Origin of the sequence: Phaeovulum vinaykumarii, from assembly GCF_900156695.1 — a bacterium.
GTDB classification, from domain to species: domain Bacteria; phylum Pseudomonadota; class Alphaproteobacteria; order Rhodobacterales; family Rhodobacteraceae; genus Bieblia_A; species Bieblia_A vinaykumarii.
In genome coordinates, this window is sequence record NZ_FTOM01000001.1 from 309,670 (window position 1) to 332,784 (window position 23,115).

Sequence of the window (23,115 nt, forward strand, 5' to 3'; positions counted from 1 at the left end):
TCACCCCTCGCGCGAGGCGGACGAACGCGCCAGGATCGCCCGTGTCAACGCCGCGAAATCATTGCGCAATTCGGCCATGCTTTCCTGGCGCCCGGCGGCGATTTCCTCGAGCAGGCGGGCCAGCTGCACGTCGATCGAGCGGATGCGCATGCGCAGTTCGGCGTCTTCGCCGAGGCCCGCCCCGCGCGCCTCGATCACGCGGGCCAGATGCTCCATCGCCTGCGCGCCCTCGCTCTCGGTGCCGGCCTGCGACTCGACGCGGGCGCGCAGATCGACCACCGCGCCCGACAGCTCCTGCATGTGCCAGGCCAGATCCACCAGCACGCGGCGCGTGGCCTCGCTCTGGGCCAGGATCTCGTCGGCCAGCGCCGCCATCACCCCCGCCTCGGGCGTCTCGGCCTCGATGCCGGCGACGCCCAGGCGGGTATTGGCCGACACCCATTCCTCAAGCTCGCGGTAAAAGCGGTTTTGCCCATGCGAGGCGAAGAGATCGAGAAGCCCCACCACGAGCGAGCCCGCAAGCCCCAGCAGCGACGAGGAAAACGCCGTGCCCATGCCGCCCAGCTGGCTTTCGAGCCCGCCCATCAGCTTGCCGAAGACCTCGACCCCGGTCTCGCCCTCGGCCGGGGCCAGCGCGCGGATCGTGTCGACCACCGCCGGCACGGTCGTGGCCAACCCGTAGAAGGTGCCCAGCAGCCCCAGAAAGATCAGAAGGCCGGACAGATAGCGGGTGATGTCGCGGGCCTCGTCGATGCGGGTGGCCACCGATTCGAGGATCGAGCGCGCCGAGCCCGAGGACAGCCCGAAGCCCAGCCGCTGCCCGCGCAGAAGCGCCGCCAGGGGCGCCAGCAGGCGCGGGGCGCGCCGCCGGCCCGCGCCCGCGCCCTCGGTGCCTGCGCCTTGGGTGCCGACATAGCTCTCGATCCAGCTGACCGAGACGACCAGTTGCACCACCTGCCAGAAGCACGCCAGCACCCCCAGCACGAAGACGCCCAGGATCAGCCCGTTGAGCCAGGGATTGGACAGGAAGATGGAATAGATCCGGCCATAGGCAAAATGACCGCCCGCCGCCACCAGGCCCAGCACGATCAGCATCAGCAGCACCTGCCGGACGGGTTGGGAAAACCGCGTCTCGACATGCCGTTGAGGCGCTGCTGCCGCGCCTTCGGGATTGCTCATGCCTGCCCCCTTCGCCACCGACGGGCCCCCCTGCGCGGCCCGCGGCACCTTTCGGTCCCGTGTTTGCGCGGGGTGTTTGCTCGGGGGCCTGCCCCCCGTTTCGCCGCCGACGTTCCCCGCCGGCAGCCCTGATCCGACGCGCGAAGGATAGGCGTGCGGCGGAATGCTGCCAAGGGGCAACCTCGTGTCGCATTTCCCCCGCTGGCCCTTTCCGGATGCCGACGTTAAGGTGCGCGCGCGCCGGCCCGAGGGCCGGTCGCATCCGCCTTCGTGCGCGCGGGCCCCGCCGGGGTTCGGGCGTCGCCGGGGGCGAGGGGCGATCAAGGACGGGGGACCGATGGGACGTCTGATTTGGATCTTGCTGGGGCTGGCCTTGTGCTGGGACGGGGTATGGTTTGCGGCCACGGGGGCGGCACGTTCGGCCGTCCAGGCCGAGATCGACACCACCCCGCAGGTCACGGTTGCCGAGATCACCCGCACCGGCTTTCCGCTGAGCTTCGGGCTGCGTGCGCGCGACATCACCGTGACCAGCCGCGGGGGCGCGGTGGAATGGGCGGCCCCGCAGATCGTGCTGCGCGCGCCCGGCATCGCCCCGCATCAGCCGCGGCTGAAGGGCTATCCCGGCCAGACGCTGCGCCTGGGCGAGCAGACCTATCGGCTGGACTTCGCGGCCATGACCGGGGGCGCGGATGTGGCGCTGTCGGCGGCGATGACGCTGCAAGCGGCCGATCTGCGGCTGGATGCGCCGCAGCTGGTGCCCCAGGACATGCCCGGCGGCCCCGCCGCGGTGTCGGCCGATGCGGTCGCGCTGGAGGTGACGCAGGCCGCGCCCGGCATGGTCGAGATCAAGGGCGGGATCGACGCGCTGGCGCTGCCCGAGACGCTGGCGGCCGAGCTGCGCGCCCGCGCCGAAAGCCTGCCGGCGCCTGGCCTGCCCGAGGTGATCGAGCGCATCGGCCTGCGCCTGCGCGCCACGCTCGACGCGCCGCTGGACCGCGCCGCGCTCGATGCCGCCCCGAAGCTCACCGCGCTCGACATCGACGAGATCGGCCTGCGCTGGGGCGCGCTGGCGCTGGCGGCACAGGGCCGTCTGGACATCGACGCCCAGGGCCGCCCCGAGGGCCGCGTGACGCTGCGCACCACGCGCTGGCGCGAGATGCTGTCGATGGCCGCGGATCTGGGCGTGATCGACCCGCAGATGGAGCCCTCGCTGGCCTCGATGCTGCAAAGCTTTGCCGTGCAGGATGCGGCGGGCGGCGACAGCCTCGATCTGCCGCTGATCTTCCAGAACGGACTGATGAGCCTCGGGCCGCTGCCACTGGGCCCGGCCCCGCGCCTTCTGGCCCGCTGAACATCGCCGACGCGCACGACCATCGGGGCGCGCCGCAGGGCGCGCCCTTTCCCGTTTCCCCCGACGGCATCAGACCGTCGATAGCCTCTGGACAGAGCCCCTTGCCCTGCTAACCTGACTGCGACAAAACGACCGACACCCGGAGCGACCGCCCCGCCTTCGGCGGACCCCCAAAGCCCCCGGACACGGCGCCGATCAATTCCGAAATTTCCACGAAAGACACCCGAGGAACCCATGCCCGACGATTTCGACCCCGAGGCGCTTGCTGACGTCCTGACCCTCATCGACGACAATCTCGAGGATTCCCTCGAACGCCTGGGCTCGCTGCTCGCCATCCCCTCGATCTCGACCGATCCCGCGCATGAGGGCGATTGCGCCCGCGCCGCCGACTGGCTGATGCACGAGCTGCGCGAGCTGGGCTTTCAGGCCAGCATCCGCCCCACCCCCGGTCATCCGATGGTGATCGGCCACCATCCCGGCCCCGGACGCCACATCCTGTTCTACGGCCATTACGACGTGCAGCCGGTCGACCCGCTGGATCTGTGGTCCACCGACCCCTTCACCCCGGTGATCGAGGACGGCCCCAACGGCCGCTGCATCCGTGCGCGCGGCGCCTCGGACGACAAGGGCCAGCTGATGACCTTCCTCGAGGCCTGCCGGGCCTGGCGCGAGGTCACGGGCAGCCTGCCGGGCAATCTGACCGTCTTCTTCGAGGGCGAGGAGGAATCGGGCTCGCCGTCGCTCGTGCCGTTCATGAAGGACAATGCCGACGAATTGCGCGCCGATCTGGCGCTGATCTGCGACACCGGGCTCTTTGCCGATCACACGCCGGGCATCGTGACCCAGCTGCGCGGCCTTCTGGGCGAGGAGATCGTGATCCGCGGCCCGTCCAAGGATCTGCATTCGGGCATGTATGGCGGCGCGGCCATGAACCCCGCGCGGGTGCTGGTGCGCATCCTGGCGGGCCTGCATGACGATCAGGGCCGGGTGACGCTGCCGGGCTTTTATGACGGCGTCGAGGATCTGCCCCCCGAGATCGCCGCGCAATGGGAGGCGCTGTCCTTCGACCCGGCGCGGTTCCTGGGCGGCGTGGGCCTGTCGACCCCGGCGGGCGAGGCCGGGCGTTCGGCGCTCGAGATGATCTGGTCGCGCCCCACCTGCGAGATCAACGGCCTTGTGTCGGGCTATACCGGCGCGGGCTTCAAGACGGTGCTGCCGGCCGAGGCGCGCGCCAAGGTGTCGTTCCGCCTGGTGCCGGGACAGGATCCGCAGGCCATCCGCGCCGCCCTGCGCGCCCATGTCGAAGCCGCGCTGCCGCCCGATTGCACCGCCGAGTTCCACCCCCACGGCGCCAGCCGCGCCGCGCGCATGGCAACCGACGACCCCGCCTTCGAGGCCGCGCGTCAGGCCCTGGGCGCGGAATGGGACCGGCCCGCGGCCTTCGTGGGCTGCGGCGGCTCGATCCCGATCGCGGGGCATTTCAAGACCATCCTCGACATGGATTCGATGCTGATCGGCTTTGGCCGCGACGACGACCAGATCCATTCCCCGAACGAGAAATACGACCTCGAGTGCTTTCACAAGGGCATCCGCTCCTGGGCGCGGGTGCTGGCGCGGATCGCCGGCTGAGGCCCGCCCGATCTGCGGGACAACCAAGAAGGGGCGCCGGTCATCCGGCGCCCCTTTCGCATCCGCCGTGCCCCCTGGCGGGCCCGCGGCGCGGGGGTTGCGGCATGTCGCCCTGCGACAGGCTGTCAAATATGTATTGCGTGAACATATTTGATCACCTAGAGTTGTTCCAGTCAGGCGCGGTCGGGACAGACGCGCCAAGCTGGAGGTTTCGGGCATGCCGCGCATCTCGAACGGACAGGCGCGAACAGCCTGTGCCGATTGGATTTTCATTTCCATTTCAAAGGTCTCGATGGGGCTGGGCGTTGCGGCACTGGCCGCGGCGGCCACCGCAAGCGGGGCGCGCGCCGATGAGGTGCCCGCGGTCCTGGCGGCGCTGACCACCCCCCAGAGCCTGCCGCATTCGACGGCCGATCACGCGAAGTTCAAGGAATTGCAGGGGCCTTTCGCCTCGGGCCCCGAGGTCACGGCCGCCTGTCTGTCGTGCCATACCGAGGCCGGCGATCAGGTCATGCATTCGCTGCACTGGACCTGGGATTACACCCATCCCGTGACCGGGCAGGAGCTGGGCAAGGCCAACGTCATCAACGCCTTTTGCGGTAATGTCGCCTCGAACGAGACCCGCTGCACCTCGTGCCATGCGGGCTATGGCTGGACCGATGTGCGCCAGTCCCCGCCCCCCGATGCCACCCGCGTCGATTGCCTGGCCTGCCACGACAATTCCGGCCAATACGCCAAGCAGGACAACCTGGCCGGCCACCCGCCGCTCGATCCGGTCGCGCCCGGTGCCAAGACCATCACCGGGGCCCTGGCGACGGCGGTCGATCTGGGGCTTGCGGCGCGCTCGGTCGGCATGCCCACGCGCGAGAATTGCGGCTCGTGCCACTTTTACGGCGGCGGCGGCGACAACGTGAAACACGGCGACCTGTCGTCGGTGCTCTATCACCCCAGCGTGGATGTCGATGTGCACATGTCGGCGGACGGGGCGAATTTCACCTGTCAGTCCTGCCACGAGACGATGGATCACCAGGTCGCCGGCTCGCGCTATCATACCGACGTCGATGACCGCGGCGCCGACCGCGCCCCCGGTGCCGCGCGCGGAACCGCAAGCTGCGTGTCGTGCCACGGCGAGCGGCCGCACCCGCAGACCTCGGTCGTGGGGGTCAAGCTCAACGATCACACCGACCGCGTGGCCTGCGAAAGCTGTCACATCCCCAGTTTCGCGCGCGGCGGCGTGGCCACCAAGACCTGGTGGGACTGGTCCGAGGCCGGGCGTCTGGACGCCAACGGCAAGCCCATCCACGAAGACGGCTATGTCCAGGGCGACGGGCGGCATCTGCATACCTATCTGTCGACCAAGGGCGTGTTCCGCTGGGGCGAGAATGTCGTGCCCTATTACACCTGGTTCGACGGCGACATGACCTTCACCCTGGCCGAGGACCAGATCGACCCGACCGCGGTCGTCTCGATCAACACGCCCCAGGGCAGCGCCACCGACCCGCAGTCGCGCATCTTCCCGTTCAAGCGGATGCAGGGCAAGCAGGTCTATGACGCGGGCCTGAACCGGCTGGCGATGTCCCATGTCTACGGGCCCACGACCGACACCGCCTTCTGGACCAACTTCGACTGGGACAAGTCGGTGCCCGTGGCCATGGCCTATGCGGGGCAGGAATTCTCGGGCCAGATCGGCTTTGTCGAGACCGAGATGTTCTGGCCCATCGCCCACCAGGTCGCCCCGGCCAAGGACGCCGTGCAATGCGAGGAATGCCACGCCACGGGTGGCGGGCGCATGGCCTCGGTGCCCGGTGTCTATCTGCCCGGCAAGGGGCCGGGTCCGGCCGGCTGGATCGGCATGGTGCTGGTGGCGCTGGCGGCGATGGCGGTGATCGGACATTCGATCCTGCGGCTCTTCGGCAAGGGCGGCGGCCATCACGACGACGATGACGACGACGCGCCTTGCGCGACCTTTTTTGGAGGACCGAAGAATGGCTAAGCGGTGCGTCAAGGTCTATTCGGGCTTCAACCGGCTCTGGCACTGGTCGCAGGCGGCCTCGATCCTGGCGCTGCTGTTCACCGGCGCGCGGATGATGGGGCTGCACCATCTGATCCCCTTCGGGATGGCGGTCACGATCCACACGCTGACGGCGATCGCGCTTCTGGTGCTGTGGGCCTTTGCCACCTTCTGGCTGTTCACCACCGAGAACTGGCGGCAGTTCATCCCGCGCCAGACCGGGCTGATCCAGGTGATGCGCTTTTATGCCTGGGGCGTCTTCCGCGGCGAGGACCACCCCTACCGCAAGGCCTATCAAAGCCGGCACAACCCGTTGCAGCGTCTGGCCTATCTGGCGCTCAAGGTGGTGCTGTTCCCGGCCATCTGGACCACCGGGCTGCTGTATCTCAGCTATGATTTCTGGGACCACCTGCCCCAGGCGGCGGGCTGGCTGTCGGTGCTGGCGCAGGTGCATATCCTGGCCGCCTTCGCCATTGCCAGCTTCGTGGTGATCCACGTCTATCTGCTGACCATCGGGCATGGCTTCTGGAAACATGTGCGGCCCATGATCACCGGCTTCGAACGTGTCGAGGTCTCGCCCGAGGCCGAGGCCTATTTCGCCGCCGAGCGCCCCGAACGCCTGCGCTGAGCCGCACCCGCACAGAAGCGAAACGCGCGCGCCCAGGGGCGCGCGTTTTCGTTTGGGCAACAGGGGGATGGGCGCGTCAGTCCGCGGGGCGGCGGCGCAGGCGGGCAAGGGCGTGGCGCACGGGCCAGCGCAGGACCGACAGCCCCCCCGCCAGAACCACAAGCCCCACCCAGGGGCCGTTCTGATAGGTGACCCAGCCCAGGATCGGCACCCCCGCCGCGATCAGCGCCCAGGCCGCCGGCCAGTGCATCCGGCGCGGCCCCAGCGCCGCGACATTGGCCACAAGCCCCCACAGACACGCCAGGATCAGCGAGCCCGTCATGCCGCGCCGGCGGTGTCGAATTGCGCGCCCCATTCGGCCAGGGTCTCGGCCAGGCCCTGCGCCCAGGTCGAGATCGTCCCCGCCCCCAGGCAAACGACAATATCGCCCGGCCGCGCCTGTTCGCGCACCAGCCGCGCCAGGTCGGGTTCGTCGATCACCGCGCGGGCATGGCGGTGGCCATGCGCGATCAGCCCGGCCACCAGATCGTCGCGGCTGGCGCCGGGGATCGGATCCTCGCCCGCGGCATAGACCTCGGCGATGCCGACCACGTCGGCCTCGTTGAAACAGGTGCAGAAATCATCGAACAGGTTGGACAGGCGCGAATAGCGGTGCGGCTGGTGGACCGCGATCACCCGCGCGCCCGGACGCCCCGCGATCGCCTGCCGCGCCGCCTTGAGCACCGCGGCGATCTCGACCGGGTGGTGGCCGTAATCGTCGATGATGGCGATGCCCGCGACCTCGCCGACCTTGGTGAAGCGCCGGTTCACACCGCCGAAATTGGCCAGCGCGGCGCGGATCTCGTCCATCTTCATGCCCAGATGGCGCGCCACCGCCACCGCGCCCAGCGCGTTCGACACGTTATGATCGCCCGGCATCGGCAGGGTGCAGCCCTCGATCACGGCGCCGGTGCCTTCGCCCTGAAGGGCAATGTCGAACTGCGCCACGCCGTTTTCATAGCGCAGGTTGATCGCGCGCACATCGGCCTGGGCGTTGAAGCCGAAGGTCACGATGCGCCGGTCGGTGACGCGGCCCACCAGCGCCTGCACCTCGGCGTGGTCGGTGCAGCAGACCGCCAGCCCGTAGAAGGGGATGTTCGAGACGAAATCGAAGAAGCCCTTGCGCAGCGCCTCGAAGCTGCCCCAGTGCTCCATGTGCTCGGGGTCGATATTGGTCACCACGGCGATGGTGGCGGGCAGGCGGTTGAAGCTGCCGTCGCTCTCGTCGGCCTCGACCACCATCCATTCGCCCGCGCCCGCGCGCGCGTTCGAGCCATAGGCATGGATGATGCCGCCGTTGATGACGGTGGGGTCAAAGCCGCCCTTGTCCAGCAGCGTGGCGACCATGGTCGTGGTGGTGGTCTTGCCATGCGTTCCGGCGATGGCGATGTTCGAGCGCAGCCGCATCAGCTCGGCCAGCATCTCGGCGCGGCGCACCACCGGCAGGCCGCGCCGGCGCGCCTCCTCAAGCTCGGGGTTGCCCTTCTTGATCGCCGAGGAAATCACCACCACCGCGGCCTCGCCCAGGTTCTCGGCGCGCTGGCCCTCGAAGACCGAGGCGCCCAGCTCCTCGAGCCGGCGGGTGATCTTCGAGGCCTTGGCGTCCGAGCCCTGCACCCGGAAGCCCTGCGTCATCAGCACCTCGGCAATGCCCGACATGCCGATGCCGCCGATCCCGACGAAATGGATGGGGCCCAGCTCGCCGGGCAGTTTGGTGGCATTCATCGCGCGGCCTCTGCGTGAAGGGACAGGACAAGATCGACAAGACGGTCGGTGGCATCGGGAATGCCGGCGCCGGCCGCGGCCTGGGCCATGCGCAGCGCGCCGTCGGCATCGCCCAGAACCCGCGCCACCTCCTGCGCCAGGGTGTCGGGGGCCAGCCGGCTCTCGGGAATGACGATGGCGCCCCCGGCCTGGGACAGACCGCGGGCATTGGCGCTTTGATGATCGCCCGCGGCGGCGGCATAGGGCACCAGGATCGCCGGCCGCCCGATGACGGAAATATCGGCCACCGAGCTTGCCCCTGCGCGCGAGATGACCAGCTGCGCCTCGGCGATGCGGCGGGCGACATCCGCAAAGAAGGGGGCGACCTCGGCGTCGATCCCGGCCGCGGCATAGGCGGCGGTGGCACGTTCGCCATCCTCGGCGCGGGCCTGATGCGCCACGCGCAGCCGCGCGCGCAGATCGGCCGGCAGCGCGGCCAGCGCGGCGGGCACCACATCCGACAGGATGCGCGCGCCCTGGCTGCCGCCGATGACCAGAAGGCTCATCGGATAATCGCCCGGCGCGATATAGGGGGCACCGGCGCGTTCGGCCACCGCGGCGCGCACGGGGTTGCCGGTGTGCACCCCCGCCACCCCCGCAGGCAGATCGGTCGGCCAGGTGCCGCAGGCCACGCGGCTGACGCGGCGGGCGAAGATGCGGTTGACCCGGCCCATCACGCCATTCTGTTCATGGATCGCGCGCGGCAGGCGCAAAAGCGTGGCCGCCGCCAGCGCCGGGATGCTGGGATAGCCGCCAAAGCCCACCACCACCGCCGGCCGGTCCCGCAACGCCGAAACGGTGGCCGCCATCACCCCCGCCCCCACGCGCAAGGGCGTCAGCGCGCGCGCCACAAGACCGCCCCGCGCGAAGGTCGCCGAGGATACCTCGACGATCTCGACCGCCGGGGGAAATCCGCCCGCATAGCGCGCGCCGCGCACATCGGTCGACAGCCGCACCCGCCAGCCGCGCGCCAACATCGCCTCGGCCAGCGCCTGGGCGGGGAACATGTGCCCGCCCGTGCCCCCGGCCGCGATCAGCAGAAGCGGCGCCTTTCGGGCCCCTGCGCCCGCCATCACGACGCTCTCCGGCCGAGGATCTCGCCGATCTGGCCCTGGGGCCGCGTCCGTGTCAGCGCCAGAAGCGCGCCCACCGCGATGCCCGAGGCAATCACCGACGAGCCGCCATAGCTGACGAAGGGCAGCGTCATGCCCTTGGCCGGCAAAAGCCGCACCGCAACCCCCATGTTGATCAGCGCCTGCACCCCGAAGGCCGCCGCCAGACCCGCGCCGGCCAGCCGCACGAAGGGGTCACGCTCGGCCGTCAGCCGCGCCATCGAGCGCATGACCACGGTGCAATAAAGCACGATGATGACCGCCACCAGAACAAGGCCGTATTCTTCGGCCGCGACGGCGATGATGAAGTCGGTATGGGCATCGGGCAGCGACCATTTCACCGTGCCCTCGCCCACGCCGACACCGAAGAAACCGCCCTCCTGGATGGCGTTGGTGGCATAGCCGATCTGGGTGCGCGGGTCGATGTCGGCGGACAGGAAGCCGTCGATGCGGCGGGCGAAATGCTCCGAGGAATGATAGGCGATCCAGCCGCCCATGGCCGTCAGCCCCGCGATCCCGCCCAGAAGCAGGAAGGGCGCGCCACCGACGAAATACATCACCCCCCAGGAGAACAGCACCAGCGAAGCCTGACCAAAGTCGGGTTGCAGCGCCAGAAGCAGCACCACCACCACCATGGCTCCGAACGAAATCGCGCGCCCCGGAGGGCCCGCGGGCTGCTGGGCGGCCGACATCGCCCAGGCACAGGCGACCACGAAGGCGGGCTTGAGGAATTCCGAGGGCTGCACCGAGGCAAAGCCGAAGCTGAACCAGCGCACCGCGCCCTTGCCGAAGTCGGTGCCGAAGATCGGCAGGAGCAGCAGCGACACGAAGGCCGCGCCGAAGCCGATCACCCCCAGCCTGCGCACCTGCGCCGGGCTGAGCATCGAGATCAGCACCATGACCACGATCGAGACCGCCCCGAAGACCGCCTGCCGGGTGACGTAATAGAACTGCGGCAGGCCGTTCTTCTCGGCCAGCGGCACCGAGGCGGCAAGCCCCAGCAGCAGCCCCACGCCGAACAGCATCATCACCGCCGTCAGCGACCACCGGTCGATCGTCCGCCACCAGCGGGGCAGAATCGGGTCGCCCACGCGCGCAGGCGCTGCGCCAAAGACCATCTCAGTCATGAAAAACCGCCGTTTGCCTCGAGAAATGTCCGTTTGCCGGATCTGTCATCAAGTTTACCTCAAGGTTGAGCATGTTTCCACATAAACCTGCCCCGAGCGGCGGCGCTGGACCCATCGGGCCGCGCGTGCCAGCATCGGGGGAAAGCATCGCGGACAGCGGAAAGGAGAGATCGGCATGAAGGTGGGGATCGTCGGCGCGGGCATGGTGGGATCGGCCGCCGGATATGCGCTGGTTCTGCGCGGGGTGGCCAGCCATGTCGTTCTGGTCGACCGCAACCGCGATCTGGCGCGCGCCCAGGCCGAGGACATCGCCCATGCGGTGCCCTTCGCCTCGGCCGCGTCCCTGGTCGAGGCGGGCGATTACGCAGCCCTTGCCGGCGCGGGCGTGGTCATCCTGGCCGCGGGGGTGGCACAGAAACCCGGCGAGGACCGGCTGTCGCTCCTGTCGCGCAATGTCGCCGTCTTTTCCGAGATCGTCGCCGAGGTCCGCGCCGCCGCCCCCGAGGCAATGCTGGTCGTGGCCTCGAACCCGGTCGATGTGATGACGTTGTTTGCCACCCGCGCCTCGGGGCTGCCGCCGGCGCGGGTGATCGGCTCGGGGACCATCCTCGACACGGCGCGCTTTCGCTGGCTGGTGGGCCAGCATCTGGGGATCGCGCCGCAATCGGTGCATGCCTATGTGCTGGGCGAGCATGGCGACAGCGAGGTGCTGGCCTGGTCGGCGGCACGCGCAGGGGCCACGCCGCTGGCCGGTTTCGCGGCCCAGGTCGGCGCGCCGATCACGGCGGATGTGCGCGCGCGCATCGACGCCGGCGTGCGCGGCGCGGCCGAGACCATCATCCGCGGCAAGGGGGCCACCTGGTATGGCATCGGCGCGGGGCTGGCGCGGCTGGTGCGCGCCATCGCCGCCGACGAACGCGCGGTGCTGTCGGTGTCGATGCGCATGCCCGAGGTCGCGGGCGTCACCGATGTGGCGTTGTCGGTGCCGCGGATCGTGGGCGCGCACGGGGTCGAGGCCGATCTCTTCCCCGATCTGTCGCCCGAGGAAACCGCCGCGCTGGCGCGCTCGGCCATGATCTTGCGCGACACCGCACGCCAGATCGAACAATGAGCCCCCTGCCCGAGATCGCCCGCGCTTTCGGGCGGCTGGGGCTGACCTCCTTCGGCGGGCCGGCGGCGCATATGGGCTATTTCCGGGCCGAATTCGTGACCCGCCGCGGCTGGCTCTCCGAGACCGATTTCGCAGCCCTTCTGGCCTTTTGCCAGTTCCTGCCGGGCCCTGCGTCCAGTCAGCTGGGCTTTGCCATCGGCTGGCAGCGGGGCGGGCCGCTGGGCGCGCTTGTGGCCTTTGCCGCCTTCACCGCGCCCTCGGCTCTGGCGATGGCGCTGCTGGCCGGCGGGATCGGCGCGGCGCCGCCCTGGGCGGGGGCGGCGCTTGCCGGGCTCAAGATCACGGCGGTGGCGGTGGTTGCGCAGGCGGTCTGGTCGATGGCGCGCGGCCTGGTGCCCGATGCCGCGCACGCGGGCATTGCGGCGCTGGCCGCGGGTCTGGTGCTCGCGCTGCCCGGCGCGGGGGGACAGATGGGGGCCATCGCGTTGGGCCTTCTGGCGGGGCTGGCGCTGGCCCGCCCCACGCCCCCGCCCCGGCATGAAGACCGGGGCCGCGTGCCGGCACGGGCCACCGCGCTGGTGGCGGGGCTGGCGCTGGCGGGGCTGGCCATCTGGGTGCTGGCCGCGCCCCAGACATTGGCCGCGCGCATGGCGCAGGCGGGCGCGCTGGTCTTCGGCGGCGGCCATGTGGTGCTGCCGCTTCTTCAGGCCACGACCGCCGATCTGCCGGGGATCACGCCGCCCGATTTCCTGGCGGGCTATGGCGCGGCGCAGGCGCTGCCGGGGCCGCTCTTCACCTTTGCCGCCTATCTGGGCGCGCTGACGCAAGGGGGGTGGGGCGCGCTGGTGGCGCTGGCGGCGATCTTCGCGCCGGGGTTTTTGCTGTTGATCGCGGTCTGGCCGTTCTGGGCGCGGCTGGCCGCCCAGCCTCCGGCGCGCGCCGCGATCGGCGGGGCCAATGCCGCGATGGTGGGCCTTCTGGCCGCGGCGCTGGCCGATCCGCTGATCCCCGCGGCAATCCACGGCCCGGCCACGGCAGCCCTTGCGCTGGCGCTGGCCGCAGCCCTGATCAGCGGGCGTCTCGGCCCCCTCGGCGCGGTGCTGATCGGCTCGGGCGGGGGTCTGGCGCTGGCGGCAGCGGGTCTCAGCTAGCGGCCGCGATTGCCATCTTGCGACGTTCAAGGCTGTCGGCCGGCCATTCCGCGCGGGTGGAATAGTAGTTTTCGAACCTGCGGACCCCTTCGGGGATCACGACCCAGGGCAGCGCGGTCGAGGTGAAGATATGCACATCCGGCGGGCAGGCGCCGGGGGCGTCAAGCGTGCCGACCCGCACGAAGGCCAGCGCCCGTCCCGCGCCGGCGTAATGGCTGAACAGCGCCACCCGGCAGCTGGGGCAGCGCTGCACCTCCTGCCCCTTGCCCGAGGCCGAGGGCAGGCGCACGCTCTCGAGATCCCCCTCGATCCGCAACGCCGCGGTCTCGACAATGGCATTGAGGGCAAAGGCGCTGCCGCTCTCGCGCTGGCACCACGAACAATGGCAGCAATGCGTGAACATCGGCCGCGGCATCGCGTAATGCACCTGCCCGCAGGTGCAGCGCCCCGTCAACATGTCGTCCATTCCGGCTCTCTTCCCGGGCCTGATCGGCGCGCTAGTCCCGCAAGGCAAGCCCCGCCTGCACCAGTTCGGTGAAATGCTCGCCCCGTTTCTCGAAGTTCGGATATTGGTCGAAACTGGCCGCTGCCGGTGCCAGAAGCACCGTCTCGCCGGGCGCGGCCTCGGCCATGGCCGCGGCCACCGCGCGGTCCATGGTTTCGCAGATTTCATGCGGAAGATCGCCCAGTTCCAGCGCGAAATCGCGGGCGGAATGTCCGATAAGGTAAACTTTGCGCACCGCCCCCAGATGCGGTTTCAGGGCGGAAATCCCCCCCTCCTTGCCCAGCCCCCCGGCAATCCAGCGGATCCCCGAAAAGGCCTGAAGCGCCTTGGCCGCGCTGTCGACATTGGTGGCTTTCGAGTCGTTGACATAGCGCACGCCCCCGGCCTCGGCGATCAGCTGGCTGCGGTGCGGAAGGCCCGCAAAACTGCGCAGGCCCGCCTCGATCTCGCGCGGGGCAAGCCCCAGCGCCCGGCAGGCACCCCAGGCGGCACAGGCGTTCTGGTGGTTATGCGCGCCGGGCAGGCCCGCGATCTCGCGCAGATCGACCGAGGCCACCTGACGGCCCTTGCGCCATTCCGACAGGAACCCCTTGCGCGCAAAGACCGACCAGCCCCAGTCGCCCAGCTTGCGCCCCGACGCGATGCGGATCAGCCGGTCGTCGCCCCGCCCCATCGCGGTCTGGTTGGCCAGATAGACGCCCTCGGGCTCATCGACGCCGATCACCGCGCGGTCGGGCCCCCCTTCGGCAAAGAGCCGCCGCTTGGCCGCGAAATAGCCGCCCATGCCGCCGTGACGATCCAGATGATCGGGCGAAAGGTTGGTGAAGACGGAGACGTCCGGCGTCAGCGCACGGGCCAGATCCGTCTGATAGGAGGAAAGCTCCAGCACGACCACGTCGCCGTCGGCGGGGGGATCAAGGTCCAGCACGCCGCGCCCGATATTGCCCGCCATCTGCGCCGGCCGCCCCGCCGCGGTAAGGATATGGTGGATCAGCGCGGTCGTGGTGGATTTGCCGTTCGAGCCCGTCACCGCAACCACGCGCGGCGGTTGGTCGAAATGATCCCAGGCGCCGGTGGCAAGGGACCGAAAGAAAAGCCCGATGTCATTGTCGACCGGGATACCCGCTTCCATGGCCCGCGCCACATGGCGATTGGGCTGGGGATAAAGATGCGGAATCCCGGGCGAGACGATGAGCGCCGCGACCTCCTCCCAGACGTCAGAGCGGCCCAGATCATGGCAGATCCAGCCCTGGGCTTCGGCGCGGATGCGCGCCTCGGGACTGTCATCCCACAAAAGCGGCTCGGCCCCGCCCGCCTTGAGCGCCGCGGCCGTCGCCAGCCCCGAACGCCCGAGCCCCAGAACCGCGATGCGCTGCCCCTCGACACCCTGAACCGGAATCATTCCTGACCTCTGTTGAAGAGCGGGGGCCAGCCCCCGCACCCCCGGGATATTTGAGCCAGTTCGAAGGGGAAAGCAGTTTTCTGCATACAGGTGCGGCGCGGCTGCTGGAAATGTCCCTCTTCGAGCTGGTTCAAATATCCTCGGGGGTGAATTTGCATGAAATGCAAAGAGGGGGCAGACAGCCCCCTCTCTTCGTCCTCAATGAAATGCCTCACCGGATCTTGAGCGTGGCAAGGCCAATGAGCGCCAGGATCAGAGAGATGATCCAGAACCGGATCACGATCTGCGGCTCGGCCCAGCCCTTCTTCTCGAAATGGTGGTGGATCGGCGCCATCAGGAAGACGCGCTTGCCGGTCATCTTGAAATAGCCGACCTGGATGATGACCGAGAGCGCCTCGACCACGAAGAGCCCGCCGATGATGCCCAGAACGATCTCGTGCTTGGTGCAGACCGCGATGGCGCCGATCGCACCGCCCAGCGCCAGGCTGCCGGTGTCGCCCATGAAGACCGCTGCAGGCGGCGCATTATACCACAGGAAGCCCAGGCCGCCGCCGATCAGCGCCGCGGTGAAGATGAAGATCTCGCCGGTGCCGGGCACGAAATGCACGCCCAGATATTCGGTGAAGTCGGCGCGCCCCACGACATAGGCGATCGTGCCCAGCGCCCCGGCCGCGATCATCACCGGCATGATCGCCAGCCCGTCGAGCCCGTCGGTCAGGTTGACCGAATTCGCCGCCCCCACGATGACGAACATGGCGAAGGGGATGAAGCCCAGCCCCAGCGGGATCAGCAGATCCTTGAACACCGGCAAGGCCAGCTGGTTCGACAGCGCCGGCGGATGCGCCCAGGCCGCCAGCACCGAGGCCAGCGCCGCGATCAGCAGGCCCAGGAGCATTCGCACCCGCGAGGACACGCCGCGCGTATTCTGCTTGGAGACCTTGGCGTAATCGTCAGCGAAACCGATGGCGGCAAAGCCCAGCGTCACCCCCAGCACGATCCAGACGAAGGGATTGTCGAGCCGCGCCCAGAGCAGCGTCGAGACCGTCAGCGCCGACAGGATCAGCAAGCCCCCCATCGTCGGCGTGCCGGCCTTGGCCTGATGCGTCGCGGGCCCGTCATCGCGGATGGGCTGGCCCTTGCCCTGCTTGCGCCGCAGCACATTGATCAGCGGCCGGCCGAACATGAAGCCGAAGACCAGCGCGGTCAGGAACGCGCCGCCTGCCCGAAAGCTGATGTATTTGAACAGGTTGAAGATATCGCCCCCGTCCGAAAGGCCGGTCAACCAATAGAGCATTCCTCGCACCCCCTTCGCGGGTCAGACCTTGCCCTGCGCCCGCTTGCGCAGAGCCTCAACGACTATCGAGACTTTCGAGCCCTTGGAGCCCTTGACCAGGATCACGTCGCCCGCATCGGCCAGATGCACGGCACGTTCGGCCATCTTGCGGGCGGTCTCGTGCCATTCGCCGCGCCGGCCGGGGGGCAGCACCTCCCAGAGCGCGCGCATCCGCGGCCCGACGCAATGCACCACGTCGAAGCTCTGCATCGCCGGATGATCGGCCAGCGCGGCATGCAGCGCCATCTCGTCGGGGCCCAGTTCCAGCATGTCGCCCAGGATCGCCACCCGGCGGCCATGGCGCACGCGGCCCAGCCCGTCTTGCGGCGCGGCCGCGGCCAGCACCTCGAAGGCGGCCTCCATCGAGGCGGGATTGGCGTTGAAGGCATCGTCATAGAGATCGAAGGACAGCCCGTCGTCGAGCGTGTCGATCTGCACCCGGAAGCAGCGCCCGCGGCCGGCGGGGGGCTCCCATTGGCCCAGATCGCACGCCACGACCGCCGGATCGAGCCCCAGCCCCTCGGCCAGCGCCAGGACGCCCAGCGCATTCATGGCGAAATGCCGCCCCGGCGTGGCGATCTTGAAGAGAACCGGCGCGCCGGCGCGTTCGGCCTCGACCACGGTGGCGTCCTCGGCGATGCGCGACGAGACCAGCCGCCAATCGGCCCCGGCCTCGGCCCCGAAACCCAGAACCCGCGCGGCATGCCGATGCGCCGCCGCGAAAAGGATCGGCGACACCGGCAGGCCCGCCGGCACGATGGCCACGCCACCCGGCGCAAGCCCCTGAAAGATATCGGCCTTTTCCGCGGCAATCCCCTCAAGACCGTCGAAGGCCTCGAGATGCGCGGCCGCGATCGTGGTGATCAGCGCCGCATCGGGCCGGGTCAGGCGCGCCAGCGGCGCGATCTCGCCGGGGTGGTTCATCCCGATCTCGACCACGGCGAAATCGGCGCGCGGATCCAGCCGCGCCAGCGTGACCGGCACGCCCCAGTGGTTGTTGAAGCTGGCCTCGGCGGCATGGACCTTGCCATGGGGCGCCAGGACCGCGCGCAGCATCTCCTTGGTCGAGGTCTTGCCGACCGAGCCCGTCACCGCGATCACCCGCGCGGCCGCGCGCGCCCGCCCGGCAGCCCCCAGCGCCGTCAGCCCCGCCAGAACGTCCGGCACGATGACCAGCGGCGCATCGGGGGCCACGCCTTCGGGCACGCGTGACACCAGCGCACCGCCCGCCCCCGCCGCCAGCGCCTGAGCCACGAAATCATGCCCGTCGCGCACGTCCGTCAGGGCCACGAACAGATCGCCGGGCTTCAGGCTGCGCGTGTCGATCGAGACGCCCGAGGCGGTGAAGGGCCGGCACAGCCGCCCGCCCGTGGCCCCTTCGATCTCGGAGCCTGTCCAGAGCACGGCCATCAGATCGTTCCGTCCAGCGCCGCCACCGCGACCGAGGCCTGTTCGGCGTCGTCGAAGGGATAGATGTCGGTCCCGATCACCTGGCCCGTCTCGTGGCCCTTGCCGCAGATCAGCGCCGCATCCCCCGGCCCCAGCGCATCGACCGCGCGCAGGATCGCCTCGGCGCGGTCGCCGACCTCGGTTGCCTCGGGGCAGCCCGCCATGACCGCGGCGCGGATCGCGGCGGGGTCTTCGGTGCGCGGATTGTCATCGGTGACGAAGACCACATCGGCCGTCTCGGCCGCGGCGCGCCCCATCAGCACGCGCTTGGTGGTATCGCGGTCGCCCCCCGCCCCGATCACCGCAACGATACGGCCCATCACATGCGGGCGCAGCGCCTTGACGGCGGTGGAAATCGCTTCGGGCGTGTGGGCGTAATCGACGAAGACCGTCGCGCCATTGGCCCGCGTCGCGGCCAGCTGCATGCGCCCGCGCACGGTCTCGAGCTTGGGCAGCGCGTCGAAGACCGCCTCGGCCTCGGCGCCACAGGCGATGGCCAGCCCCGCCGCCGTCAGCACGTTGCCGGCCTGGAAACCGCCGATCAGGTTCAGCCGTTTCAGATGGACCTGCCCGCGCCAGTAGAAGCGCAGATCCTGGCCGGTGGCGTCATAGCGCTGGTGCGAGATGCGCATCTCGGCGCGGTCGGAATAGCCGACACCAAAGACCTGCTGGCCGCGCCCGCGCGCCGCCAGCGCCAGTTCCATGCCGAAATCGTCGTCGAAATTGACCACGGCCACGCCATCCTCGGGCAGCACGCGCGTGAAGAGACCCGCCTTGGCGTCGAAATAGGCGTCGAGGCTGGGGTGATAATCCAGATGATCCTGCGACAGGTTGGTGAAGGCCGCCGCCGAGAGCCGCACCCCGTCCAGCCGGCATTGCGCCAGCCCGTGCGAGGACGCCTCCATTGCCGCATGCGTCACCCCCGCCTGCGCCATCTGCGCCAGCAGGTGATGCAGCGTGATCGGTTCGGGCGTGGTGTGCCCGGTGGGGGCGGAAAAGGCGCCCTCGACCCCGGTGGTGCCGATATTGGCGGCCTCGAAGCCCAGCGCCTGCCAGATCTGGCGGGTGAAGCTGGCCACCGAAGTCTTGCCGTTGGTGCCGGTGACGGCGACCATGGTCTGGGGCTGGGCGCCGAACCACAGCGCCGCGGCCATGGCCAGCGTCTGGCGCGGATCCTCGGCCACCACGATCGCCACGCGGCCCGCCGCGCCGCCCGCGCGCAGGATCTCGGCGCCGCGGCGGTCGGTCAGCACGGCGGCTGCGCCCTTCTCGATGGCAGCAGGGGCGAAATCGGCGCCATGCGCACGAGTGCCGGGCAGCGCCGCGAAAAGCACGCCGGGCCGGGCCAGACGGCTGTCGACACAAAGCCCCGTGACCGCCAGCCCCGAGTCGGGCCCGGTCAGCCCCAGTTCACCCAGGGTTTTCGTCGTCTCGGCCATATGTTGTGCCCTCCGCCGCGGATAGCCCCGTCAATTGCGGACGAGTGTTACCCCATCCAGCACTTCGGGTTCAACGCCAACCTCCGGGCGCAGCCCCAGAAGCGGCGCCGTTCGGCGGATCACCTCCGCCGCGACGGGCACCGCGGTCCAACCGGCGGTGCGGCGCGGCTCGGGGCCCGAGGTCTCGACCGGCTCGTCGAGGGTCAGGACCAGAACATATTGCGGATCATCGACCGGGAAGACCGACGCGAAGGTGGCGATCACCTTGTCGTCGTAATAGCCGCCCGTGGGCCTGGGCTTGTCGGCGGTGCCGGTCTTGCCGGCCACGCGGTAGCCGCGCACCTCGCCGAAGGAGGCGGTGCCGCGCGTCACCACCGCGCGCATCATCGCCAGCGTCTGCGCCGCGGCCTCGGGGGACACCACCTGTTCACCCGCCCCCTTCGGCTGCGCCCCATGCACCAGCGTGGGCGTGACCCGCCGCCCGCCATTGGCCAGCGTGGCATAGGCCGCGGCCAGATGCAGCGGGCTGGCCGACAGACCGTGCCCATAGGAGATGGTCAGCGACGAGATGTCGGACCATTTGGCCGGCAGCAGCGGGCGGCCCGTGGGCGCCTCGGTCAGTTCGACCTGCGTCGGTTCGGTGAAGCCCAGCCGGGTCAGGAAGTCGCGCTGACGTTCGGGGCCGATCATCGTGGCAATGCGCGCTGTGCCGACATTCGAGGATTTGACCAGAATGTCGGTCACCGAATTCTGCGCGCCGTAACTGTGGAAGTCGTTGATCTTGAAGCGCCCCCAGACCAGCGGCCCCTTGGTCGGGATCATCGTGTCGGCCGCCACGAGGCCCAGATCCAGCGCCTGGGCGATGGCAAAGACCTTGAAGGTCGAGCCCAGCTCATAGACCCCCTGAACCGCACGGTTGAACAGCGGGCTGTCAGAGGCATCGCCCTTGAGCAGCGGTGCAGGCCGGTCGTTGGGGTCAAAGTCGGGCAAGCTGGCCATGGCCACGATCTCGCCGGTGCGGACCTCCATCAGAACGGCGGTCGCGCCCTTGGCGTTCATCATCTTCATGCCCGAATCGAGCAGATCCTCGACCGCCGATTGCACCGACAGATCGAGCGACAGCACCAGCGGCGCGCCACCATTGGCGGGATCGCGCAGCCAGCCGTCGAAGGCGCGCTCGACGCCGGCGACGCCGATCACCTCGGCCGAATGCACGCCCTCGGTGCCGAAGCGCGCGCCGCCCAGCACATGCGCGGCCAGCGGGCCGTTGGGGTAAAGACGCATCTCGCGCGGGCCGAACAGCAGGCCCGGTTCGCCGATGTCATGGACGGCCTGCATCTGCTCGGGGCTGATGCGGCGCTTGATCCACATGAACGACCGCCCGTCGGTCAGCTGCCGGGTCAGCCGGTCGGGATCGAGATCGGGAAAGATCTTCGCCAGCTCCTGCGCCGCGCGCGCCGGGTCCACCATGTCGCGGGTCTGGGCATAAAGCGAATGGGTCAGCAGGTTGGTGGCCAGAACCCGCCCGCGCCGGTCGGTGATGTCGGCGCGCTGCGCCACGATCGCGGGCCCCGAGGAGGCCAGCCGCGGCTCGACCGGCTCGGAGGCGGCCAGCGCGCCCATCTGCACCCCCACCGCCAGAAAGCCCAGACCGAAGAACCCGGCCATGACATAGAGCCGGCGCTCGGCGGATCTGCGCAGCCGCTCGGCCGAACGTTCGGCGCGCAGGCGGATGTTCTCGCGTTCGATGGCGTCGGGGTTCTCGCCGCGTTCGCGGGCGCTCAGGATGCGGGCAAGCGGGCGCAGGGGGGTGCGGATCATGGCGAGACCTCCGATTGACCGGCCCCGGAAAGGGCAATGGCGTCGACCGGCACGCCCACGCCGCCCAGGCCCGGATCGGGATAGGGCAATTGCGCCAGCGCGCCCATCTGCTCGGGCTGCATCGGCAAAAGCGCGAGACGGTCGAAATTCAGGTTCACCAGCTCGCGCAGCCGGTCGGGACGGTTGAGATAGGCCCATTCGGCATTCAGCACGCCCAATTCCTCGCGCAAGACGATGATCTCGCGTTGCAGATCCTCCAGATCGTCCTGGGCGGCCTGGGTGCGGTAATTCTCGCGGTAGGCCCAGAAGGCCAGTCCCATCACCGAAAGCGCGGCGGTCAGATAGAGCAGATTGCGCATGCGTCCCGTCTCCTCCTCGTCATCTCATCCCACCCGGTTCATTTCAGCGCCGGCGCCGGCAGGCCCAACGCGCGCCGATCCTCGCGCGAGAGCGGCCGTGCGGGGGCCGCGAGCCGCTGCGCCAGCCGCAGCCGCGCCGAGCGCGACCGCGGGTTCTCGGCCAGCTCCTGCGCGTCGGGACCGATGTCGCGGCGCGGCTTGGCGAAGGTGGGCGCGGGCCGGTCCAGCACCGGCGCATAGCGATTGCCCTGCCCGCCCATGCCCGCCCGGTCGGCGAAAAAGCGTTTCACCACGCGATCTTCCAGCGAATGGAAGCTGACCACCGCCAGCCAGCCGCCCGGCGCCAGCGCACGTTCGGCGGCCTCGAGCCCGGCGATCAGCTGACCGAATTCGTCGTTGACCCAGATGCGCAGCGCCTGAAAGCTGCGCGTGGCGGGATGGCTCTGACCCGGCTTGGGCCGCGGCAGGCAGCCGGCCACCACCTCGGCCAGCGCGGCCGTCGTGGCCAGCGGACGCGCCGCCAGGATCGCCCGCGCGATCCGGCGCGAGGCGCGTTCCTCGCCGTAATGATAGAGGATATCGGCCAGCTCGGCCTCGTCCACGCTGTCGATCAGCTCGGCCGCGGTCGGGCCCGTGCCGGACATCCGCATGTCAAGCGGGCCGTCGCGCAGGAAGGAAAAGCCGCGCTCGGCCTGATCGAGCTGCATCGAGGACACGCCCAGATCCAGCACCACGCCCGAGACCCCCTCGACGCCCGCCTCCGCGGCGATGCGGTCCAGTTCGGAAAAGGTGCCCTCGACCAGCGTCAGCCGGTCGCCATGCGCGCCCGCCCAAGGTGCGGCCATCTCGAAGACGCTGGGGTCGCGGTCGATGCCGATGACACGTTCGGCCCCCGCCGCCAGCAGGCCGCGCGCATAGCCGCCCGCGCCGAAGGTGCCGTCGATCCAGACCCCGGAAACGGGCGCGACCGCCCCGAGAAGCGGCCGCAGCAGGACGGGAACATGGGGGGAGGCTGCGCTATCCATCTGATTTCTTGGCGGGAATGAGGCTGAGCGGATCGAAGTCCTCGCCCAGCTCCTCCATCCATTGCTCGACCTTGCTCGCGTCTTCGGCGTGATAGGTGTCGGGTTTCCAGATCTCGAAGGTCTCGCCCACGCCCGAGAAATAGGCCTCGGATTCAAGGCCGATCTTCTCGCGCAGCGCGGCGGGCAGGACCAGACGCCCGTCGGGGTCGATCTCGATCGGCTGGGATTTGGACAGGACCGCGCGCTGGAGAATGGCGCGTTCCTTCGACCCGCGCGGCATGGCGGCGATGTCGCGCGCCAGATCCTCGAAGGCGGCCTGGGTATAGACCTGAAGCATCTTCTGTTGGGGGGGGCCGTAGACGACGACCATGCGGGGGCGGTCCTTGTTGGGGCGCTGGGGGTCGCCCTCCTCAAGTTCACGACGAAACAGCGCAGGGATCGACATGCGTCCCTTGCTGTCCACCTTGAAGGTGTATTCGCCTATGAACATGCCCGCCAAAGCGTGCCTCGCTGCCTGCACAAGGGGCCGCCGCCCCGCCCACCGGACCCGTCGGACCGGATCGAAAACCCACCTCTTTCCAGGCACTTGGGCCTAGAATGAGAAACGGCGGATCGGGCTGCTGCCACTGCCCGATCCGCCGCCCTCTTCCCATTTCTGGGCCCCCGGATTTCGGGGGATA

20 protein-coding genes are annotated in these 23,115 nt (G+C 69.7%); 6 read left to right on the forward strand and 14 right to left on the reverse strand.

Going from position 1 to position 23,115, the window contains the following annotated elements; all coding sequences use genetic code 11:
- Positions 1-1,179: a biopolymer transporter ExbB gene (locus BW949_RS01520; RefSeq protein ID WP_076363154.1), complete on the reverse strand. Its 1,179-nt coding sequence runs from the start codon at positions 1,177-1,179 to the stop codon at positions 1-3.
- 337 nt (positions 1,180-1,516) lie between these two features.
- On the opposite strand from BW949_RS01520, the gene BW949_RS01525 reads away from it, so the two are divergent.
- The 4 genes from BW949_RS01525 (at position 1,517) to BW949_RS01540 (ending at position 6,798) form a co-directional block, all read left to right on the forward strand.
- Positions 1,517-2,530 carry a DUF2125 domain-containing protein gene (locus tag BW949_RS01525; protein ID WP_076363155.1) on the forward strand — a complete coding sequence of 338 codons (1,014 nt, stop codon included), beginning with the start codon at positions 1,517-1,519 and terminating at the stop codon, positions 2,528-2,530.
- A 234-nt stretch (positions 2,531-2,764) separates the two neighbouring features.
- Complete coding sequence (locus BW949_RS01530) at positions 2,765-4,159, forward strand: M20/M25/M40 family metallo-hydrolase (RefSeq protein WP_076363156.1); 1,395 nt, start codon at positions 2,765-2,767, stop codon at positions 4,157-4,159.
- 217 nt (positions 4,160-4,376) lie between these two features.
- Positions 4,377-6,152 carry a tetrathionate reductase family octaheme c-type cytochrome gene (locus BW949_RS01535; RefSeq protein WP_083947518.1) on the forward strand — a complete coding sequence of 592 codons (1,776 nt, stop codon included), beginning with the start codon at positions 4,377-4,379 and terminating at the stop codon, positions 6,150-6,152.
- Positions 6,145-6,798, forward strand: coding sequence for a cytochrome b/b6 domain-containing protein (locus BW949_RS01540; RefSeq protein ID WP_076363158.1), 654 nt, complete (start codon positions 6,145-6,147; stop codon positions 6,796-6,798). Before BW949_RS01535 ends, BW949_RS01540 begins: the two co-directional genes overlap by 8 nt.
- Positions 6,799-6,874: 76 nt before the next feature.
- Here the strand turns inward: BW949_RS01540 and BW949_RS01545 are convergent, their stop codons facing one another.
- The 4 genes from BW949_RS01545 to BW949_RS01560 are packed head-to-tail and all read right to left on the reverse strand — an operon-like array spanning position 6,875 to position 10,840.
- Positions 6,875-7,120, reverse strand: a complete 246-nt coding sequence (locus BW949_RS01545) for a DUF2484 family protein (protein WP_076363159.1) — start codon at positions 7,118-7,120, stop codon at positions 6,875-6,877.
- Positions 7,117-8,562, reverse strand: a complete 1,446-nt coding sequence (gene murC, locus BW949_RS01550; protein ID WP_076363160.1) for a UDP-N-acetylmuramate--L-alanine ligase — start codon at positions 8,560-8,562, stop codon at positions 7,117-7,119. The genes BW949_RS01545 and murC overlap by 4 nt, the downstream gene beginning before the upstream one ends.
- Positions 8,559-9,674, reverse strand: a complete 1,116-nt coding sequence (locus BW949_RS01555) for a UDP-N-acetylglucosamine--N-acetylmuramyl-(pentapeptide) pyrophosphoryl-undecaprenol N-acetylglucosamine transferase (RefSeq protein WP_076363161.1) — start codon at positions 9,672-9,674, stop codon at positions 8,559-8,561. The genes murC and BW949_RS01555 overlap by 4 nt, the downstream gene beginning before the upstream one ends.
- Positions 9,674-10,840: a peptidoglycan glycosyltransferase FtsW gene (locus BW949_RS01560; RefSeq protein ID WP_076363162.1), complete on the reverse strand. Its 1,167-nt coding sequence runs from the start codon at positions 10,838-10,840 to the stop codon at positions 9,674-9,676. Before BW949_RS01560 ends, BW949_RS01555 begins: the two co-directional genes overlap by 1 nt.
- 175 nt (positions 10,841-11,015) lie before the next feature.
- On the opposite strand from BW949_RS01560, the gene BW949_RS01565 reads away from it, so the two are divergent.
- Both BW949_RS01565 and chrA read left to right on the forward strand, forming a co-directional pair.
- Positions 11,016-11,951 (forward strand): L-lactate dehydrogenase, encoded by a 936-nt coding sequence (locus BW949_RS01565; protein ID WP_076363163.1) that lies wholly within the window; start codon positions 11,016-11,018, stop codon positions 11,949-11,951.
- The gene (gene chrA / locus BW949_RS01570) at positions 11,948-13,102 is read left to right on the forward strand and encodes a chromate efflux transporter (protein ID WP_076363164.1); all 1,155 of its coding nucleotides are present in this window, start codon (positions 11,948-11,950) and stop codon (positions 13,100-13,102) included. The genes BW949_RS01565 and chrA overlap by 4 nt, the downstream gene beginning before the upstream one ends.
- Here chrA and BW949_RS01575 read toward each other — a convergent pair.
- From BW949_RS01575 to mraZ, 9 genes are all read right to left on the reverse strand, one after another.
- The gene (locus BW949_RS01575) at positions 13,095-13,556 is read right to left on the reverse strand and encodes a GFA family protein (protein ID WP_076363679.1); all 462 of its coding nucleotides are present in this window, start codon (positions 13,554-13,556) and stop codon (positions 13,095-13,097) included. The genes chrA and BW949_RS01575 overlap by 8 nt on opposite strands.
- Before the next feature lie 43 nt (positions 13,557-13,599).
- Positions 13,600-15,009 (reverse strand): UDP-N-acetylmuramoyl-L-alanine--D-glutamate ligase, encoded by a 1,410-nt coding sequence (murD, locus tag BW949_RS01580; RefSeq protein WP_076363165.1) that lies wholly within the window; start codon positions 15,007-15,009, stop codon positions 13,600-13,602.
- A 211-nt stretch (positions 15,010-15,220) separates the two neighbouring features.
- Positions 15,221-16,303: a phospho-N-acetylmuramoyl-pentapeptide-transferase gene (mraY, locus tag BW949_RS01585; RefSeq protein WP_076363166.1), complete on the reverse strand. Its 1,083-nt coding sequence runs from the start codon at positions 16,301-16,303 to the stop codon at positions 15,221-15,223.
- 21 nt (positions 16,304-16,324) lie between these two features.
- Complete coding sequence (locus BW949_RS01590; RefSeq protein WP_076363167.1) at positions 16,325-17,752, reverse strand: UDP-N-acetylmuramoyl-tripeptide--D-alanyl-D-alanine ligase; 1,428 nt, start codon at positions 17,750-17,752, stop codon at positions 16,325-16,327.
- On the reverse strand, positions 17,752-19,230 hold the full coding sequence (locus BW949_RS01595) for a UDP-N-acetylmuramoyl-L-alanyl-D-glutamate--2,6-diaminopimelate ligase (RefSeq protein ID WP_076363168.1): 1,479 nt from the start codon (positions 19,228-19,230) through the stop codon (positions 17,752-17,754). The genes BW949_RS01590 and BW949_RS01595 overlap by 1 nt, the downstream gene beginning before the upstream one ends.
- A gap of 30 nt (positions 19,231-19,260) precedes the next feature.
- On the reverse strand, positions 19,261-21,051 hold the full coding sequence (locus tag BW949_RS01600) for a peptidoglycan D,D-transpeptidase FtsI family protein (protein WP_076363169.1): 1,791 nt from the start codon (positions 21,049-21,051) through the stop codon (positions 19,261-19,263).
- A complete protein-coding gene (ftsL, locus tag BW949_RS01605) occupies positions 21,048-21,410 on the reverse strand; it encodes a cell division protein FtsL (RefSeq protein WP_076363170.1) in 363 nt (120 codons plus the stop codon). The genes BW949_RS01600 and ftsL overlap by 4 nt, the downstream gene beginning before the upstream one ends.
- A 38-nt stretch (positions 21,411-21,448) precedes the next feature.
- Entirely contained in the window at positions 21,449-22,435 is a 987-nt protein-coding gene (gene rsmH / locus BW949_RS01610) for a 16S rRNA (cytosine(1402)-N(4))-methyltransferase RsmH (protein ID WP_076363171.1), read from the reverse strand.
- Positions 22,428-22,925 carry a division/cell wall cluster transcriptional repressor MraZ gene (gene mraZ, locus BW949_RS01615; RefSeq protein WP_179747522.1) on the reverse strand — a complete coding sequence of 166 codons (498 nt, stop codon included), beginning with the start codon at positions 22,923-22,925 and terminating at the stop codon, positions 22,428-22,430. Before mraZ ends, rsmH begins: the two co-directional genes overlap by 8 nt.
- Between the last annotated feature and the right edge of the window lie 190 nt (positions 22,926-23,115).

Bases quoted from the DNA above. Each gene is read 5' to 3' on its own strand.
- BW949_RS01520 (WP_076363154.1), bottom strand. From the start codon at position 1,179: ATGAGCAATCCCGAAGGCGCGGCAGCAGCGCCTCAACGGCATGTCGAG.
- BW949_RS01525 (WP_076363155.1), top strand. From the start codon at position 1,517: ATGGGACGTCTGATTTGGATCTTGCTGGGGCTGGCCTTGTGCTGGGAC.
- BW949_RS01530 (WP_076363156.1), top strand. From the start codon at position 2,765: ATGCCCGACGATTTCGACCCCGAGGCGCTTGCTGACGTCCTGACCCTC.
- BW949_RS01535 (WP_083947518.1), top strand. From the start codon at position 4,377: ATGCCGCGCATCTCGAACGGACAGGCGCGAACAGCCTGTGCCGATTGG.
- BW949_RS01540 (WP_076363158.1), top strand. From the start codon at position 6,145: ATGGCTAAGCGGTGCGTCAAGGTCTATTCGGGCTTCAACCGGCTCTGG.
- BW949_RS01545 (WP_076363159.1), bottom strand. From the start codon at position 7,120: ATGACGGGCTCGCTGATCCTGGCGTGTCTGTGGGGGCTTGTGGCCAAT.
- murC (WP_076363160.1), bottom strand. From the start codon at position 8,562: ATGAATGCCACCAAACTGCCCGGCGAGCTGGGCCCCATCCATTTCGTC.
- BW949_RS01555 (WP_076363161.1), bottom strand. From the start codon at position 9,674: ATGGCGGGCGCAGGGGCCCGAAAGGCGCCGCTTCTGCTGATCGCGGCC.
- BW949_RS01560 (WP_076363162.1), bottom strand. From the start codon at position 10,840: ATGACTGAGATGGTCTTTGGCGCAGCGCCTGCGCGCGTGGGCGACCCG.
- BW949_RS01565 (WP_076363163.1), top strand. From the start codon at position 11,016: ATGAAGGTGGGGATCGTCGGCGCGGGCATGGTGGGATCGGCCGCCGGA.
- chrA (WP_076363164.1), top strand. From the start codon at position 11,948: ATGAGCCCCCTGCCCGAGATCGCCCGCGCTTTCGGGCGGCTGGGGCTG.
- murD (WP_076363165.1), bottom strand. From the start codon at position 15,009: ATGATTCCGGTTCAGGGTGTCGAGGGGCAGCGCATCGCGGTTCTGGGG.
- mraY (WP_076363166.1), bottom strand. From the start codon at position 16,303: ATGCTCTATTGGTTGACCGGCCTTTCGGACGGGGGCGATATCTTCAAC.
- BW949_RS01590 (WP_076363167.1), bottom strand. From the start codon at position 17,752: ATGGCCGTGCTCTGGACAGGCTCCGAGATCGAAGGGGCCACGGGCGGG.
- BW949_RS01595 (WP_076363168.1), bottom strand. From the start codon at position 19,230: ATGGCCGAGACGACGAAAACCCTGGGTGAACTGGGGCTGACCGGGCCC.
- BW949_RS01600 (WP_076363169.1), bottom strand. From the start codon at position 21,051: ATGATCCGCACCCCCCTGCGCCCGCTTGCCCGCATCCTGAGCGCCCGC.
- ftsL (WP_076363170.1), bottom strand. From the start codon at position 21,410: ATGCGCAATCTGCTCTATCTGACCGCCGCGCTTTCGGTGATGGGACTG.
- rsmH (WP_076363171.1), bottom strand. From the start codon at position 22,435: ATGGATAGCGCAGCCTCCCCCCATGTTCCCGTCCTGCTGCGGCCGCTT.
- mraZ (WP_179747522.1), bottom strand. From the start codon at position 22,925: ATGTTCATAGGCGAATACACCTTCAAGGTGGACAGCAAGGGACGCATG.